Below are 16,658 nucleotides of genomic sequence, written 5' to 3' on the forward strand. Positions count from 1 at the left end.
CCCCGACCGTAACGCCGCCCTCCCTGATCTGCTCAGGGGGCCGACACCGAAGTGGCCAACCCCGCACCTCGTGATAGGAGGGGTCCCCTGTACTACACGAGGCGTTAGTTGGCAGTCCGACCTCGACGACGAGCTGGCCGCCGAACGGGCGCACCTGTCCCGGTCCCGGGAGGCGCTGCACCGGATGCGCGAACGCGCCGAGGCGCTCTTCGCCACCGGCGACACGGTGGCCGGTGACTCGTACACCGCCGAGCAGCTCGGGCGGCACCTCGCCCGTCGGGTGGCCGAACTGGCCGACGACCCGCGTACGCCGCTGTTCTTCGGTCGGCTCGACTTCGGCGACACCGACCCCGAGCACGGCGGACGGCGCTACCACGTCGGCCGCCGGCACGTCACCGACGAGCAGGGCGAACCGCTGGTGCTGGACTGGCGGGCCCCGGTGTCCCGGTCGTTCTACCGGGCCAGCGGCCGCGATCCCCAGGGCCTCGCCGTGCGGCGCCGGTTCGGCTTCGGCGACGGCGTGCTGACCAGCTTCGAGGACGAGCATCTGGACCGTGGCGAGGAGCTCGGCACGGCCAGCCGGATCCTCACCGCCGAGATCGAACGTCCCCGGGTCGGGCCGATGCGCGACATCGTCGCCACCATCCAGCCCGAGCAGGACGAGCTGGTCCGCGCCGACCTGGCCGACTCGATCTGCGTGCAGGGCGCCCCGGGCACCGGGAAGACCCATCCCGAAATGTGGCATACTTTTTTCGTCTACAGCCCAGTTTGACCGGGTAGCAGAGATCGGTGGCCGGTCAATGCAGCCGGTGACCGTGGACCCGGCCGCTGTCGCTGCCGGTGGGTTTGTCGTGCCGGTTGCGGTGCTCGCCTCCGTTGGGGAGGTGGCCCGATGAGTTGGTCGCAGCCTTCCGAAGGTCAACCTGCATCTTCGGGCCGTCGTACCGCCGCCGAGTCGGGTCATCCCGCCTGGTGTGACCGTTCCCGGTGTACGGCCGACCCGGCGAGCCAGGTCGACGGGTACCGGCCCGGTGTCGGCGGCGCGCACCGGTCGGCGCCGATCCGTCTCGATCTGACCACGGTGACAGCCCTCGCGCCGCAGATCGGGGAGGCGTATCTGACGCGGGCTGTCGCCCCGTGGCCGTGCGAGACCTACCTTCACATCCAGCACGGTGACAGCGATATCGCGATGGCGGTGCGGGACGCGTCGCCGTTGTTGTCCGCGCTGCGGCTGCTCACGACCGAGGCCGAGGCCGAGAGTGGGTGGTCGTGGTGAGGAGCCGTACGGATCGGATCTTGACGGCCGTGACCGTGGTGTGTGTCGCGGGGCTGGCCGTCGTCGCCGGGACGATCTCTTTCGCGCACATGCACGAGCTGGCGACCGCGCACGACCAGCACGGATGGAAGGCATTCGCGTTCCCGATCAGCGTCGACGGGCTGGAAATCGTCGCCGCCCTGTACATGGTGGTGCAGCGTCGCGCGGGACGGCAGACGGGGTGGTTGCCGTGGATCGCCTTGGTGGTCGGCACCGCCGCGAGCCCGGCCGAGAACATCGCCGTCGGCGGTGACAGCGTGGTCGGCAAGGTCCTGGCCGGCTGGCCAGCTTTGTCTATGCTCGTCTCGGTCAAGCTGCTGTTCAGCATGATCGACCATGGCGAAGAGGATCAGCGGACCGTCCCGGACGATCTGCGGACGTCCGCAGATCGTCCGCTCGTCCCTGAGACGGTCCCTCAGATCGGCTCGGACAGCGGGCCGTCTGCTGGCCCGGCACCGGACCGGCGGGCTGGTCTCCCCGGTCCGTCCGCGACCAGCGGGACGGGCCGGAGTGTCGGGCTCCCATCGGGGCGGTCGAGCGGCCGTGCTAGCGCGCCCGTGCCGGTCGACGTCCAGCCAGTGGCGCACCTGCTTCCGGCTGCGAGGGTCGCCGCCCGCGAGGCACTGGCGGCCACGGGACGTCCACCGTCGCGGGACAGGTTGGCCGATGCACTGCGTGATGACGGGTATGGCGTGTCAAACGAGCGCGCCTCACTTCTGCTGAAGATCCTCAAGGCGGAGCAAGATGTGCCGACGATCGGCGCGGGGTCCGTCAGACCCTGGCCGGATGATCTGGACACGCCGCCGGCGGCGGCGGCGCAGCTTCCGCTGTGAAGCGTCGATAACGAGGGGTGCCCGTTACCCCCGACGAGCAGGGGCACCCCTCGCTATCGACGCCATCGCGATCACCGGATAACTCTCGGTGACGGTACGTAGAAAGCAAACAGCGACCCCCTAGGTGATGGGAGTCGCCTGTCCGTCCTATTGCCTCAGTCGGTCATGGCACGCCTAGTCGAAGAAGTCGAACTCGCCTTCGCGGACTCCCCCGACGAACGCTTCCCACTCGGCCCGGGTGTAGATGATCACGGAGCCGTCAGGGTGGTGGCTGTGCCGTACGGCGACCCGGCCACTTCCATCGGCGAGCGGACCAGCCTCGACGCAGTTCGCACCGCCGTTGTCGCTCTTGGTGCTGATGTGCCAGGCGACGCCCGCGAGATCCGGGCGGCCCGGCGCGTGCGTCTCTACTGCCTTCACGGTGTCTCCTTTGCTGCGGCCGAGATCCGCTCAGCCGATTCTTCCGGTGAAAGGGTCACGCGCTGTAACCGATCGTACGTCTGGACGAACCGCTCGGCACCAGGAGTCTCGACGAAGATCGCACCGCCGAGCGTCTCGGTGTACGCGACATCGGGGTACGGCTCCACCAGCGTGAACACCTTGAACGCGCCCGCCGGACTGGCGTGTGCGTCCACTCTGAATGGTAGTACCCGGATCTCGACGTTCGGCTTCTGGGCGCAGTCGCCCAGGTGTCGGAGCTGATCACGCATCGTCTCGGGGCTGTGGACCGTGCGCAGCAACAACGCCTCGTCGAGGATCGCGTGAAGCTGCGTCGGGCTGTCCCCGGTGAGCACCTGCTGACGCTTGATTCGGAGCTCGACCGCGCGCTTGACCTGCTCGTCTGCAAGGTCCGGATCGGCCGCGCGGATCGCCGCCTCGGCGTACCGGTTGGTCTGGAGAAGACCAGGTAGAAGAGTGTCATCGAACGAGTGGATCGCCTGGGCTCGCGACTCCAGCCACACGTAGTCGATGAACCGCCGGTCCACCGCGTCGGCGAATCCGTCCCACCACCCCTTCTGCCACACCTCCTCACGCAAGTTCAGCAGGCCCTCGCGACGCCGTTGGTCACTGACCGAATAGAAGTCCAGCAGCGCGAGGAGGTCGGCGCGTCGGATCGGGTACTCGGCCGACTCGAACCGACTCACGGTCGATGGGTCGCGCTCCAGGTACTCGCCCGCCTGCTTCAGGGTGATTCCAGCGGCTTCGCGGAGTTCCTTGATCTGTTGTCCAAGCCACTGCGCCCGCAGCGTCGGTCCCGGCCTCGTCGTCACGCTACCCATCGTCCGGCACGTGATTGGTGGGTGCAACCGGATGATCAGCACTGCATGCAGCGGACAGTTCGGTGTCATACAAGATTGCATGATCCACAAACTTGTGTGACACGGGTGTGCGTGCCATTCTGGACGTGTTGGGCTTCCGCGACACGGTTAAGCCGGTGCGTACCGGCTTGTCCTGGGTGCCCAGATAGCAGGCCGGGGCGGCTCAGCTCCTGCGAGCACGTCCGCCCTGGCCCCCTGATCTGCGAAGGGGGTGCGGTGTATTGATCGTTGCCGCGTTGATGCTGGGATACCTCACCGGGTTGTGGTCGTTCAAGATCAAGGTCTGGTGGTGCCCTCGATGCAGTGCCCCGACAAGTGATCTGACCCGCACGCCTGCCGGGCGGGCATGATGGCCACGCTCAAGATCGGCACCGTCATCGACGTTCACGATCGCGACTACAGGTACGGCACCGGGCGGCTGATCCTTCGGGTAACGACGATCGGCAACAAGCAGTCGCTCGCGGACGGCGAGTGGATCGATCTTGACGGGCTCTCGCTACGTCCGGACGGCACGCAGATCAGCGAGCAACCCCGTCATGCCCTCGTCCGCGTGAACGCCCTACGCCTTGGCCAGGACCCGGAGGCACGGCCATGACGACGACCTACCTCGCCAGAACCGCGCTGGACGAACTCGACCACGCACAGGCTGAACTCGAACGCCACCTGGCGGTGCAACCCAACGGCGTGTGCGCCACCTGCGGCGAGGTCGAGCCGTGCGCAGGGCGACGCGCGGCCGGAATCACATTCGACAGGTACGGGCTACTGCCGCGTCGTCGGCCCGGCGTCGCCGGCGTCCGACCATCCGGCCCCAACCCGGCGGACACCGAATCGCACTCATGGTTCGGCACGCCGATCCTCGCCGATGACTCGGAGGAATACTCCGGCATGCGCAGCGGCCCCACACACAACGTGGCGGACGGGTCCACCGTAACGCCGTTGCACGGGCGAGAACGGGCGCGGACCGCGTCCTGATTTCCGAGCACATATCAGACGATTGGAGGTCTTGCTCATGACTGAAACGGAGACGCCTTTCGATGAGGTACGCAAGGGGTCCACCGGGACCGGGCTGCGGGCGTCAGATGTCGGCTGCGCTGCTGAACGGCTCGTAGCGCAAGTCGCCAGTATCGCCGCGACACACATCGCCGACGACGACGGAGCCTGCGCCGGCTGCCGAGCCGTCTGGAACCGCTGGGTGCCGCACCCTTGCACACAAGCCGAGTGGGCGACGGCGACCCGGGCGGCCAGCTCCAGCGATCGACGTCGCGCGACCACACCCGGCGGTAACGACAGAAGTCAACGCGGGTTGCGGCCCACGTCATGACCAACGTCGAAACCCGATCCCGGGGCAGACGGGCAGAGCTACGACAGCACGTGCCCCAGGAGAAAACACGAATGCAAGCACCCGATTACCTTACGCGATAAGGGGCGATCACGCCCTCAGGCGTTCTCGCAATCCGCGCGTGGAGGATACAATAGTGTCAAAGGCTGACAACATGCATCCACCCTGGTGTCACCCGCATGAGTGCACGGCGGATTTCACGGAATTCCATCCGGACTCCTCACCACCCACCCATGGGAGTCAGTGGTACGACTGCAACCCGTCGGACCAGCCACAGTCGATCGAAATCGAGATGCAACTAGTTCAATACATTGACGACATCGACCCGAGAACTTTCATTCGCGTCGCTCGAAGTGACTTTGAAGACCGGCAGGTCTTCCACGTCACCATGGAACAAGGCCACGCCATCTACAAGGCGCTGGCCGAGATACTCACCCGCAACGACAAGGACCAGGAAGTAATACACACGGGGTCAGCCCAATGCCGGGTAGACGGCGGGAGTCTCACCCGCCGTCCCCCACAGATCCGGACGTGAACCTCTCGACTCATCCGGCTCGTGCCGTTCGGTTGTCAGGTCGTGTACCGCAGCGTCCAGTGCGCGAACAGGCCGGGTTTTCGTTTTCGGACCTCTTGTAACCATGCACGCGTACGGGCTTGGCTGGGTTTGAGTCGCTTGTACTTCCACCTTGCCCAGCGCATCAGATGACGGTCGACGCGCTTGCCGATCGGGATGACCGCGCTCGGATAGAACGCGGTGAAGTAGTTCAGCCAACCACGTAGGGCTGGGTTCACTTCTTCCGCGAGATCGTTCAGGTTCCAGGTCGTGTGTCGATGTAACCGCCAGGACGCTACCTTGCGGCTCATATCGGTCAGCTTCCCCGGGGCCACCGCCGGCAGGAACCCTGTTCGCCGACGTTGCCGTATCTTGTCCCAGGCCTTACGGGGACGAAACGCGTACCCGCAGAACGCGAACGTCACCAGCTCATAGTTCAGCCGGCGGCGGTCGTCCTTGCAGTACACAATGCGCGTCTTATCAGGATGCAACTGCAACCCGATATCCGCAAACCGACGACCGATCGCCCGGCGCACATACTGTGCCTGACTTTCGGTCACGCAATGGACCACCACATCGTCCGCGAACCGCTCGAACCCGATCCGGGGAAACTCCCGGACCATCCAGGTATCGAAGCCGTAGTGCAGGAAGACGTTAGCGATCAACGGAGAGATCGGCCCGCCCTGCGGGGTTCCCTTTTCCCGATGAGCCAAAGTTCCGTCGGGCATCAGCATCGGCGCCTTGAGCCAGCGCTCCACATACAACATGACCCACGACTGGGTCGTATGCCGCGCCACCGCCTTAAGCATCAAATCCCACCGCACGGAGTCGAAAAAGGCCTTGACGTCCAAATCGACGACCCAGTCCTTCTTGAAACACCGCTGCCGACACACCCGAATCGCATCAATCGGGGACCGTCCGGGACGATATCCGTAGGAGTCGTCGTGGAACACCTTCTCCACCTCCGGCTCCAACACCAGCACCGCCACCGTCTGCGCCACCCGGTCAACCACATTGGGAATGCCCAGAATCCTGACCCCACCCTTCTTCGGGATCTCCACCGCCCGGACCGGGCCGGGGAAATAGCTGCCCGACGACATACGGTTCCACAGCCGGTAGAGGTTGTCAGCCAACCTCGTTTCGAACTGTTCGATCGTCACTCCGTCGGCCCCGGCCGCTCCGCCATTACCTTTCACCTTCAACCACGCGGCCCAGATCAGCCGCTTTGGGATATCGTGCGACTTGCCTGTCAACCCTGGCTGACTCACGCGGTTCCTCCCTCACGGTTGACCGCACAAACCAGCCTGAACGACCCCGCCCCTTCGCTCCCCGACCCACTGCGATACGCAGGCGGTTCACAGCTACTACGGGCGAGTCCGCCAGCGGCCCCGCATCGGTACTCTGCTCCTCGCGGTCTCCTCCGCTTGGAGTCCTCCCTCTCGCCGCCGGTCAACCGACGGACAGTATCGGGGTCCGCCTTCACACGTTCCGTATGAGAGCCTGGACCGGGCTCATGCTGCCTATATGCCGGACACCACCTGGGCAGTAAGCGGATATCCCCCAGGCTCATCCCGAGACTCACCTCCGGCCTCGGTTCTGATGTCGTCTGACTGAGTTTCGACACGTCAACGGCAGAGAACTCGACGTTCATCGCTCATCTTCCCGGTCCATACCTGACGCGATCACAGTCACGCCTTCTCCAACGACGCTCAGGACGACGGTCTTCAGCCAACGCCCCTCGTGGTGGTTTGAAGCCTGCTTCCGCAAGCCGGCTCCGGAGGGCCAAACAACCTCCATCTCCCATACAGCACCGCAGTCCACGAGACCGTCATCAATCTTTGCCTCGCTTTCCACGTTCGTGTTCACAAGAGCTGATCTCAGCGACGCGAATGTGTTGATTGGTGCGACACGGGCGAAGCTGTTGAGATCGGACGGTGCTGGAAGAGGACGCGGAGTCCTCGGTAGGTAGTTCTCACCACAAGATCACCTACACCATGAGGACTCCGCGTGATCGCCTATCGTGCCATGATCGATGTCCCCAGGGAACTCGTGCAGTACCTCGGCCGGCTGCTGGCCGCCGAACGCCGAGCCCGCGGAACCCGGCGTGACACCCGCGCCCTGACCTGCTTCCACCAGGCACTTCTCGTGCTCATCTGGTTCCGCAAAGCCGAGGACCTGACCCTGCTGGCCGCCGGATTCGGGATCTCCCGGGCCACCGCCTACCGCTACCGCGACGAGGGCGTAGCCGTACTCGCCGCCCAGGCGACCGACCTGCACACCGCTCTGCGTCGGGCCGCCGCCGACGGCTGGTCCCACGTGATCCTCGACGGCAAACTGTTCGACTGCGACCGGCTCACCGAGACCACCCTGTCCGTCAAGGGCGAGACCATCGACGCCTGGTATTCGGGAAAGCACCGCGACTTCGGCGCGAACATCCAAGCCGTCATGCGCCCGGACGGGCTACCGATCTGGACATCGGCGGCGATGCCCGGGCATCTGCATGACACCAGCTGCGCCCGCGAACTCGGCGTCACCGCCGCCCTGAACTGGTCCGCCGCCGAACTCGACCTGCCCGCCCTGGCCGACTCCGGCTACGAAAGCACAGGCCACGGCATCAAGACCCCGATCAAGCAGCCCACCGACGGCAGCCGGCTCGCACCCGACAACCGCGCCTACAACCGACTGCTCCGCGGCCTGCGATGGCAAGGCGAACGCGGCTTCGCCATCCTGATCGGACGCTGGAAGACGCTCCGCCACACGAACATCAGCCCACGCCGAATCGGCGACATCGTCGCCGCCGCATTACACCTGACCCACTTCGAATACAAATACCTATCCGAATCTTGTTGAGATAACTTCAATAGGGCGACAGCCAACCAGGGGTGCTCTCCCGCTCAACGAATGCGATGCTTCGCCTGGTAGCGCCGCACCAGGGAACCTCCATGGCACATCGTCCAGGGCACCGCTTGCTGGTAAAACAGCGCTCGATGGCCGCCGCGGACGGAGCCTCAAATTGATCAACAATCCGATGAGCATTACCCAGAGTTACCCTCTTGACGCGGGAAGTAGTACATGCCATGCTTCATAAGCGTCAATACCAGATGACGACCCGCCTTTAGCCGTGGGGTTTCACACCAATCAGAGGAGTCGCAAGATGGCAAAGAGCGTACCTGTTTCCTGGCACCTCAAGGGGGACGTGAACTCGCACAGTTTCACCCTCGCCGGTGCGGGAACGGCCGATTTGGCAACCGGTTCCACCGAGCTTCGCCTCAAGATCATGCCCAGCCTTCCGGAGGGGTACGACCCAGCACTGTCCCACATGATTTGCAACTTCACACTGGCAGGCTATGCAGCGGTACCAGAAGTCGCAGTCAGTATGCGTGACGCCATCGACACCAAGGCGTTTGTGCGCCCCCGGCGGCACATCATCATCACCGACGCTGCGGGTGAGCAGGTGACGCGACTCGAAGCGCTGACGACGATGGAGATCACCGAGGCTGGCATCTCGGTCACCAATCACATGACGGGATTCTCGCGGCTGCCTTCGGCCGTGTCCCGCGTGATGGGCGAGGAGTACCTGGTCCCCGGTCTGGGGGGTACTGCGACCGGCGTTGCCCGCTACGCAGTCGTTCTTGAGGACGGGACCGTCCTCGACGGCATGACCGTGGTTCCGTACCGTTTCGACCGGCAGGATGTCGAGGTCACGCCAGCCCGGAGAGTGCTTGCCGACCAGAGCTGCGAGTGGGCGGCGGCGGATGAGATCACGCTGCGGGCCACCAGCCGGTGGCTGACGTTGTCGCGCGTGGACGAGACGGCAGGAGCCTGACAAGTCATGGTGGATGTTCCTGCCACCGACATCGCCGAAGTTGACGTGGCGGTGTCCGGGCGGGAGGGCATCACGGCCGCCGTGGAATCACTGCGCTCAGACGGCGTGGTGATTCTGCGGCGTGCCGTCGATCCGGCCCTTCTCGCAAGCGTCAGCGACATGGTCATTGATTGGCACGAACGGTTCCTGAGCGGCGCGGTTCACAACTACTCACTTGGCGAGGAGACAGCGACCAGAATACCGGACATCTGGCAGGACGCCTTCACTGAACCCCGCGAGTTGCAGGGCTTCCGCAAGTGGAACGTCGCGGGAATGGACTCCCGATTCATTCCGTTGGTGGACTGCGAGCCGCTTTACAGCATTATTCACGGCTTTATCGGGCCAGACCTGAGTGTCACCAAGACACAGATGCTCGTGTTGCCTCCGGGCTGCCTCGATTCACCGTTCCTGCACACCGACGCCGGCTCGCTAGCCGACGTTGTCGAACACATGGACGCTTCGCCTGTAATGGTGTCTGCACAGGTGTTCCTCACCGATCTACCGAGCCCAGGCATGGGTAACTTCACGTGCGTTCCTGGGTCGCACGGGAAGCGGTATCCGTGGTCGCCAGACAATCCAACCCGATCCCAATTGGGCGGCCCCCTCGGGGAAGATATCCCGATGGACATTCGCCGGCAGGCAATTGTACGGGCGGGTGATGTCGCCGTATTCATTCACTCGCTGTGGCACGGCGCGACAAGTAACGCCTCGCCGGTACCGAGACGCAGCCTAATTCTCTCTTATGCGAAATCTTTCGTGCGCCCCTACGACTACGAGTCGACGCCGGACATCGTGCTTCGTCATGGAACATCTCGACAGCGTCTCCTGTTCGGAGATCTCGGCGCTTGGGCTTTTCGGCCTGGATGTTTCTATCACTATCCTGACGACTATCTGAAGATGCTAGCCTCTGATCCCGTTGTTGGACCATGACGGATACAAAGGCCAAGTCCACCGGATGCACTGCGCCGTGGGCGAGCGGTCCCCCCAGCGGCACCCCGTGTGCGCTGTTCGACCTTGATGGATTGGATAAACGTCTTCAGGTCTGTGCCGCTGGGGCTGCGGCCCGGGGAGTCACTCTGGCCTACAGCATCAAGACGAACCCGATGCCTGCCATTCTGAGGCGGGTTCGCGCAGCAGGGTTCGCCGCTGAGGCGATCAGCGGTGCCGAGGTCGCGGCTGCCATTGACGTTGGGTTCCGTCCGGACCAAATTGTCCTCGGCGGTGCCGCTAAGTCATGGCCAACCGGCACGGTAGTGCCGGGATTGCTCGCTTTGCTCGACGACACGCTTGACGGTTTCGCCGTTGCCGCGCGTGCATCGTCCGGCCACCGGCACCATTGTGTACGGTTGCGATTCCCTGGAGTCGGTTCGAGGCTGGGGTTTGACACCGCAAGTCCCGAACAACGCGAGAAACTGGCCGCTGCCTTGCTGTACGCGAGCGAGAATGGGGTTTCGGTGGGACTCGCGACCCACGAGCACAATGTGCCTGCGGCTCGATCTGGTGTCTGGCTGGCTGGCATCTACTCAATGCTAGATGGTTTGAACGATGCACATCCGGGCATTCTCGCATCCATCGAGTGCCTCGACCTCGGCGGCGGGTACGAGGCAGCTTGTCTCGATGACATGATCTGGGGCGATCTCGGCGAGGATCTTTTGGAGTACGTCCACGATCGGCTGCCACGCTGCCGCACGATCATCCTCGAACCGGGAAAGTCGCTTGTTCAAGCTTACGGCGCGGTCATCGGCACCGTCCTCGCGTGCTATCCGGAGAACGAGGTGTGTGTTGACGCGTCTATGGCAGAGTTGCCTTGGCCGACACCGCGCCGTCCCGTTTCGGTATGGCGTAGCGACCGCTGGGAGCAGCTCGGCGAGGGCGATGGAAGGATCGCCGGCAGGTGTACGGCTGAGACCGACATCCTTGCAACCTCGGTCGACATCGGCAGCCTCGCGCCGGGAGACAAGCTGCTATTCGCTGATGCGGGCGCTTACGACTGGAGTATGCGCAATATGTTCGGCACGGCCACAGTTGTCGAGACGAGTGGAGACGAGTATGCCGCTGCATGAGCATATTGAGGACCTGGCCGACCGATGCCCGGACCGTGTCGTCCTGTCTGCCGGGCCGGAGACGTTGAGTGCTGCCGAACTCGATCAGTTCGGTAACCGTATCGCGTGGTCTCTATCCGATCGCGGAGTTCGGCCCGGTGACCTCGTCGCGGTTGCGCTTCCGCGCGATATCACACTCGTTGCGGCGCTGCTTGGCGTGCTCAAGTCCGGCGCGGCCTATGTGCCCATCGACCCCCATCTGCCGGCTGCCCGGATAAGATCCATGCTCGACGACTCGGGCGCGCGCTACGTCCTGGTGAGCAGTGCTTGGGCGCACGCGGACCCCTACGGATCGAGAACGTGTCTCGATCCGCGCGACCCGGACTGGCTGCGCGCCGAGGGCAGGCGGCCACAAGTCGATGTCCACGGCTCAGACGCCGCATATGTCATCTATACCTCTGGAACGACGGGCCTCCCGAAGGGCGTGATTGTCGAGCATCGCAATGTCGACAACCTCGTCAGCGGCTGGTCAAACGCGATCTCGTTCCCTCGCGGCGCAACAATGAGTTCGCTAGCAACCGTCGCTTTCGACATCTTTCTGTCCGAGACCATCCTTCCAATGGTCTATGGCCTGAGGGTAGCGCTCGCCACGGATGAGGACGTAAGCACCCCGTCTGCCATCGCTGATTTTTTGGCTCGTCACAATGTGACCGCGATACAGGCCACCCCGTCTCGACTGGCTTGGCTTCTGGCCGACAACCGGGTCCGAGCAGAGCTAGCCAAAGCCGAGTTACTTATTGTCGGTGGCGAGGCATTTCCGGCGCCGCTCCTGGCCGAGGCACGCAGATACACCAAGGCCGCTATATACAATGTCTACGGGCCAACTGAGGCTACTGTATGGACATCCGCCAAGCTGCTCGCCGACGATCAGCCCATAACGATAGGTCAACCTATCCAAGGCGTGGCCTACCATTTAGTGGATGAGTCCGGAATCGAGCCCTCGCTAGGCGAACTGGGTGAACTGTGTATCAGCGGCGAGGCGCTGGCACGGGGCTATTTCGGGGATCCGGTCAAGACGCGCGATCGATTCGGGACAGGGTCTCGTCGCTACCGCACGGGCGACTTGGCCCGCCGGTTGAACAACGGCGAGGTTCAGGTCTCAGGACGGACAGACCAACAGATTAAGATCGACGGCTATCGTGTCGAACTGATGGAGGTCGAGACGGTTCTAGCCGAGGCTGCTGGCGTCGCTGCTGCGGTTGTCGTGCTCCTCGACGGCGAGATCAGCCGGACGCTCGTCGCCGCAGTGATGCCAGCATCTGTCGATCCGGACGCAGTCTGGGCGCATGCAGCCCGGCGGCTTCCGCGATACATGATGCCATCGACCATCGTCGCGGTCGCTTCCCTGCCGCTGAGTCATTCCGGGAAGGCAGATCGTCGCGCTGTCGAGACAATGCTGCGCGAGCACATACGTACAGAGGAAGACCCTTTGGATTATGTGTACGCGATGGTCACACGGTGGCTAGGTAGTCCTGTCGATCCGGACTGCGGCAGCTTACTCGATCTTGGAGTCGGATCGCTCAACACAGCCCGTCTCATTGCGGAGATCGCCTGCCGCTATGAGGTGCGTCTCGAACTATCTGACGTGATCGCCGTGCGGTCGCTTCGGCACCTCGCTGACCGGATTCGCCGACACGTCACCACCGCCTGATCGGCGGGACGGGAGTTGACCTTCTGCTCCCGTCCCGCCTCGGATTCATGACCGGGCAACCCGGACCAGGATCTCGTCACCGGCCCCTACGGTTCCTGGGAATCCTTCGGAGAGCGCATCCATCAGCGCCACCGAGTCCGCGAGCGTCTCATGAGCGATGAGCTCCTGATGGCGGCGGATCACAGCCAGAATCTGTGCTGGTCCCGCTACCGACAGAGCGATCCGGTCTGAGACGTCGAGGTCGGCATCCCGCCGTGCTTGTTGCACGACGCGGACGACGTCCCGGGCAATACCCTCAGCCTCTAGCTCTGGGGTGATCTCTGTATCCAGTGCGATCGTCACGCCACGCTGCGACTCGACCACCCAACCGGTACGTGGCAGCTCCGAGATGAGGACGTCGTCCGCGCCGATGGTGATCTCCTCGCCGCCGGCAGAGAGATGGAAGACTCCCGAGTCTCTGATGCCATTGACGAGCACGCGTGGATCGGTCGCGAGGACTGCCTTGGCTACGACCTGGGTCTGCTTCCCGAACCGCTTGCCGATCTCTCTGAAGTTCGGTTTGACCTGCACATCGATGACCTCGCTGCCTGCGTCGAGTGGCTCCAGAAGCTTGACGTTCAACTCGTCTCCAACATCATCGAGCAACGCCTGCGCCAATGCCGTGCCGGACGGCAGACCCACAAGCGCCCGGCTCAACGGCTGCCGAATCCGCATACTACTCGCCTTCCGCGCTGCACGACCTGCCTCGGCAAGGGCACGGGCAGTGGCGACCTGTGCGGACAACTCGGGGTCGATGAGGTTGGCGTCGGGCTGCGGCCACGTCGCAAGGTGCACCGAATCCGGCGCGGACGGATTCCCCGGTCGAATGATTTGCTGCCACACCTCCTCGGTGATGAACGGGACGAACGGCGCGAGGAGCCGGGTCAGACCATCCAGGCACTCGTAAAGCGTGACGAGTGCGTCTTGATCGCCTTCCCAGAACCGCTGCCGTGACCGCCGCACGTACCAGTTCGACAGATCGTCGACGAAGTCGGCGAGCAGCCTTCCGGCGCGCGCAGTATCGTAGTTTTCCATCCGCTCATCCACGGCCGCAGCGAGCGCGTGCAACTCGCCCAGAACCCAACGGTCGAGGATGGGCCGGTCTTCAACGGGGTGGGCGGTCTTCGGTGCCCACGTCGAGTGGGACGCGTAGAGCGAGAAGAACGACGCGGTGTTCCAGTAGGTCATGAGCACCTTGCGGACGATGTCGTCGAGTGGTCCGGGACCGACGCGGCGCTGCGCCCAAGGCGAGCCCGAGCAGGCCATGAACCAGCGCAGCGCGTCCGCGCCGTGCGTGTCCATGAGTGGGATCGGCAGCAGGATGTTTCCCAGGTGCTTGCTCATTTTGCGGCCGTCCTCGGCCATGATGTGCCCGAGGCAGACTACGTTTTCGTACGGGGACCTGTCGAAGACAAGCGTGCCGATGGCCATCAGGGTGTAGAACCATCCGCGTGTCTGATCGATGGCCTCGCAGATGTACTGGGCCGGATAGGTCTTCTCGAACGCTTCCTCGCTGCCGGGTACGTGCGGGTAGCCGAGCGAGGCGAACGGCATCGCCCCGGAGTCATACCATGCGTCGACCACCTCCGGCACCCGCGTGGCTGTTTCGCCGCATTCCGGGCAGGCGAATGTAACAGCGTCGATGTACGGGCGGTGCGGATCGAGGCTGGACAAATCCTCGCCGGCCAACTCTCCGAGTTCGGCCCGGGAGCCGATCGCGGTGATGTGGTTGTTGCCGCAGCGCCACAACGGTAGTGGCGTGCCCCAGTAACGGGACCGCGACAGAGCCCAGTCGATGTTGTTGTTCAGCCAGTCGCCGTACCGGCCGTGCTTGATGTGCTCCGGGTACCAGTTGGTGCGCTCATTCTCTCGCAACAGCGCGTCGCTGACGGTCGTCGTCCGGATGTACCAGGACGGCTGGGCGTAGTACATCAGCGGGGTGTGGCAACGCCAGCAGTGGGGATACGAATGCTCGAAACGCTCGTAGCGAAAAAGAAGGCCAGCGCGCTTCAGCTCCTCGATGAGGATGGCGTCAGCATCCTTGAAGAAGACGCCGCCGACCAGTCGCACCTCATCGAGGAAACGGCCGTTGGGCGCTACCGGGTTGATCACGGGCAGCCCATTGGCGCGGCAAACGGCAAGGTCCTCAGCCCCAAAAGCTGGCGCCTGGTGAACCAAGCCAGTGCCGTCCTCCGTCGTGACATAGTCAGCGAGCACAACCCGATGGGCGTCCGGGATGTCGACAAGGTCGAAGGGACGCTGATAACGCAACCCAGCGAGTTCGGTTCCGGGCACCGACGCCAGCACCTCGACGTCATCGCCGAGAACCCGGCCTAGCAGCGGCTCGGCCACGATAAACGTGCCCTTTTCTGCACGGGCGACGACGTAGGTCACCTCAGGATGGGCCGCCACCGCCGTGTTCGACACGAGCGTCCAGGGCGTGGTCGTCCAGACCAGCAAATCCACACCAACGTGCCCCTCGACCGGATGATGCAGCGGGAACCGTACGTAGACGGAAGGGTCGGTCACCGTCTCGTATCCCTGAGCGACCTCGTGGTCAGACAACGTCGTACCGTCACGGGTGCAATACGGCGCGACCCGGAAATCCTCCACCAGGCGACCATCGGAGTGGATGTGCTTCAATGACCACCACACACTATCCACATACTCGGGCGACATCGTCTCATACGGGTGCGATAAGTCGATCCAGTAGCCCATTCGCTCCGTTAGTTGCTCAAATTCGTCCACATGACGAAGCACGGACTCACGACATCGGGCGTTGAACTCGGCGATGCCTACCTTCTCGATGTCCGGCTTTCCGCTGAGGCCCAACTCCTTCTCCACAGCGAGTTCAACCGGCAGGCCGTGGCAATCCCAGCCCGCGCGGCGAGGCACCGAGTAGCCCTTCATCGTCCTAAAGCGCGGGAAGACATCTTTGAAAACCCGCGCTTCCACATGATGGGTTCCCGGCGTGCCATTGGCAGTCGGCGGACCCTCATAGAACACCCACAGCGGGCCATCGGCGGTCTGAGCCAAACTACGAGCGAAAACGTCGTTAGCTTGCCACCACTTGATAATACGGCGATCCAACCCACCCAGATCGACCTTAGCCGGCAACGCCGCAAAGGGCGACTTGACCGGCTCCATGTCCGTCATCTCCAGCACTCTCCTCTGACTCCGTCACATCTCGCACGGGCACTGGTCATGCGCCCACGCGGGGACGAAGCGCCGGACGCTGGCAAGCCCGGACTCCGCGGTACCACCCCGCTTGCGCTCCACGTTGCGAGCGCCACTCATTCCGCCGCGTAACGTGCGACCTGACGTCCGGCTCTACTAGGACACGCCACCTGGCCTGCCTGTTCTTCCGGAGGCTCCCCGGTGATGGCCGGATCAGCGCCTGTACCGGAAATTGTAGCGGCTCGTCTGCGACCGCGTGACCGGCGAGTCGCTGAGTCGCCTGGAGCACGTTGCCGCTAGGGTTTGCAGGGCGAGACTCGCGTGGCAGCTCTGAGGGTGTCAAGCTGTGTGGGTGGACCGCACTGGCAGTGGGCACGCCACAGGAGCCGGCGTTGGTTGATGTCGACCGGTGGCGGGCTGCTGAGGGGCGTCGGCGGAGGTTGGCGGAGCGGTTGGCGTGGGAGT

General features: G+C 63.9%; 14 protein-coding genes and 1 pseudogene. 10 read left to right on the forward strand and 5 right to left on the reverse strand.

The features are described 5' to 3' along the window. Positions 1–70: 70 nt before the first annotated feature. The 3 genes and pseudogenes from ID554_RS11230 to ID554_RS11240 form a co-directional block, all read left to right on the forward strand. Positions 71–727 (forward strand): annotated as a pseudogene (locus ID554_RS11230) (AAA family ATPase); the annotation flags it as partial. Positions 728–1,081: 354 nt separating this feature from the next. Further along, positions 1,082–1,276: a hypothetical protein gene (locus ID554_RS11235; protein ID WP_191088781.1), complete on the forward strand. Its 195-nt coding sequence runs from the start codon at positions 1,082–1,084 to the stop codon at positions 1,274–1,276. Positions 1,277–1,305: 29 nt separating this feature from the next. Continuing rightward, positions 1,306–2,148, forward strand: a complete 843-nt coding sequence (locus ID554_RS11240; protein WP_223884656.1) for a DUF2637 domain-containing protein — start codon at positions 1,306–1,308, stop codon at positions 2,146–2,148. A gap of 174 nt (positions 2,149–2,322) precedes the next feature. On the opposite strand, the gene ID554_RS11245 is transcribed toward ID554_RS11240, so the two are convergent. Next, positions 2,323–2,568, reverse strand: a complete 246-nt coding sequence (locus ID554_RS11245) for a DUF397 domain-containing protein (RefSeq protein ID WP_117229634.1) — start codon at positions 2,566–2,568, stop codon at positions 2,323–2,325. Further along, positions 2,565–3,509, reverse strand: coding sequence for a helix-turn-helix domain-containing protein (locus ID554_RS11250; protein WP_223884657.1), 945 nt, complete (start codon positions 3,507–3,509; stop codon positions 2,565–2,567). The genes ID554_RS11245 and ID554_RS11250 overlap by 4 nt, the downstream gene beginning before the upstream one ends. Positions 3,510–3,813: 304 nt before the next feature. On the opposite strand from ID554_RS11250, the gene ID554_RS11255 reads away from it, so the two are divergent. Together ID554_RS11255 and ID554_RS11260 are read left to right on the forward strand one after the other, a co-directional pair. After that, complete coding sequence (locus tag ID554_RS11255; protein WP_117229633.1) at positions 3,814–4,062, forward strand: hypothetical protein; 249 nt, start codon at positions 3,814–3,816, stop codon at positions 4,060–4,062. Then, positions 4,059–4,439 carry a hypothetical protein gene (locus tag ID554_RS11260; protein WP_117229632.1) on the forward strand — a complete coding sequence of 127 codons (381 nt, stop codon included), beginning with the start codon at positions 4,059–4,061 and terminating at the stop codon, positions 4,437–4,439. The genes ID554_RS11255 and ID554_RS11260 overlap by 4 nt, the downstream gene beginning before the upstream one ends. 665 nt (positions 4,440–5,104) lie before the next feature. Here ID554_RS11260 and ID554_RS11265 read toward each other — a convergent pair. After that, entirely contained in the window at positions 5,105–5,272 is a 168-nt protein-coding gene (locus ID554_RS11265; protein ID WP_191088782.1) for a hypothetical protein, read from the reverse strand. 104 nt (positions 5,273–5,376) lie between these two features. After that, the gene (ltrA, locus tag ID554_RS11270) at positions 5,377–6,627 is read right to left on the reverse strand and encodes a group II intron reverse transcriptase/maturase (RefSeq protein ID WP_223884536.1); all 1,251 of its coding nucleotides are present in this window, start codon (positions 6,625–6,627) and stop codon (positions 5,377–5,379) included. A 757-nt stretch (positions 6,628–7,384) separates the two neighbouring features. On the opposite strand from ltrA, the gene ID554_RS11275 reads away from it, so the two are divergent. The 5 genes from ID554_RS11275 to ID554_RS11295 all read left to right on the forward strand — a co-directional run bounded on the left by ID554_RS11275 (position 7,385) and on the right by ID554_RS11295 (position 12,977). Beyond that, positions 7,385–8,209: a transposase family protein gene (locus ID554_RS11275; protein ID WP_191088867.1), complete on the forward strand. Its 825-nt coding sequence runs from the start codon at positions 7,385–7,387 to the stop codon at positions 8,207–8,209. 304 nt (positions 8,210–8,513) lie between these two features. After that, the gene (locus ID554_RS11280) at positions 8,514–9,185 is read left to right on the forward strand and encodes a hypothetical protein (RefSeq protein ID WP_147333506.1); all 672 of its coding nucleotides are present in this window, start codon (positions 8,514–8,516) and stop codon (positions 9,183–9,185) included. A 6-nt stretch (positions 9,186–9,191) separates the two neighbouring features. Next, a complete protein-coding gene (locus ID554_RS11285; RefSeq protein WP_117229299.1) occupies positions 9,192–10,154 on the forward strand; it encodes a phytanoyl-CoA dioxygenase family protein in 963 nt (320 codons plus the stop codon). Positions 10,155–10,327: 173 nt separating this feature from the next. Next, positions 10,328–11,287 (forward strand): hypothetical protein, encoded by a 960-nt coding sequence (locus ID554_RS11290; RefSeq protein WP_158573782.1) that lies wholly within the window; start codon positions 10,328–10,330, stop codon positions 11,285–11,287. Next, positions 11,274–12,977 (forward strand): non-ribosomal peptide synthetase, encoded by a 1,704-nt coding sequence (locus ID554_RS11295; protein ID WP_158573783.1) that lies wholly within the window; start codon positions 11,274–11,276, stop codon positions 12,975–12,977. Before ID554_RS11290 ends, ID554_RS11295 begins: the two co-directional genes overlap by 14 nt. A 45-nt stretch (positions 12,978–13,022) precedes the next feature. Here ID554_RS11295 and ileS read toward each other — a convergent pair whose 3' ends face one another. After that, complete coding sequence (gene ileS / locus ID554_RS11300) at positions 13,023–16,172, reverse strand: isoleucine--tRNA ligase (protein ID WP_223884537.1); 3,150 nt, start codon at positions 16,170–16,172, stop codon at positions 13,023–13,025. Between the last annotated feature and the right edge of the window lie 486 nt (positions 16,173–16,658).

It is taken from the genome of Micromonospora craniellae (genome assembly GCF_014764405.1).
In the GTDB taxonomy this organism is placed as follows: domain Bacteria; phylum Actinomycetota; class Actinomycetes; order Mycobacteriales; family Micromonosporaceae; genus Micromonospora; species Micromonospora craniellae.

What these genes read in the sequence shown, in the direction of transcription:
- ID554_RS11250 (WP_223884657.1), bottom strand. Translation starts at nt 3,509, where the DNA reads ATGCAATCTTGTATGACACCGAACTGTCCGCTGCATGCAGTGCTGATC.
- ID554_RS11255 (WP_117229633.1), top strand. Translation starts at nt 3,814, where the DNA reads ATGATGGCCACGCTCAAGATCGGCACCGTCATCGACGTTCACGATCGC.
- ID554_RS11260 (WP_117229632.1), top strand. Translation starts at nt 4,059, where the DNA reads ATGACGACGACCTACCTCGCCAGAACCGCGCTGGACGAACTCGACCAC.
- ID554_RS11275 (WP_191088867.1), top strand. Translation starts at nt 7,385, where the DNA reads ATGATCGATGTCCCCAGGGAACTCGTGCAGTACCTCGGCCGGCTGCTG.
- ID554_RS11280 (WP_147333506.1), top strand. Translation starts at nt 8,514, where the DNA reads ATGGCAAAGAGCGTACCTGTTTCCTGGCACCTCAAGGGGGACGTGAAC.
- ID554_RS11285 (WP_117229299.1), top strand. Translation starts at nt 9,192, where the DNA reads ATGGTGGATGTTCCTGCCACCGACATCGCCGAAGTTGACGTGGCGGTG.
- ID554_RS11290 (WP_158573782.1), top strand. Translation starts at nt 10,328, where the DNA reads ATGCCTGCCATTCTGAGGCGGGTTCGCGCAGCAGGGTTCGCCGCTGAG.
- ID554_RS11295 (WP_158573783.1), top strand. Translation starts at nt 11,274, where the DNA reads ATGCCGCTGCATGAGCATATTGAGGACCTGGCCGACCGATGCCCGGAC.
- ileS (WP_223884537.1), bottom strand. Translation starts at nt 16,172, where the DNA reads ATGACGGACATGGAGCCGGTCAAGTCGCCCTTTGCGGCGTTGCCGGCT.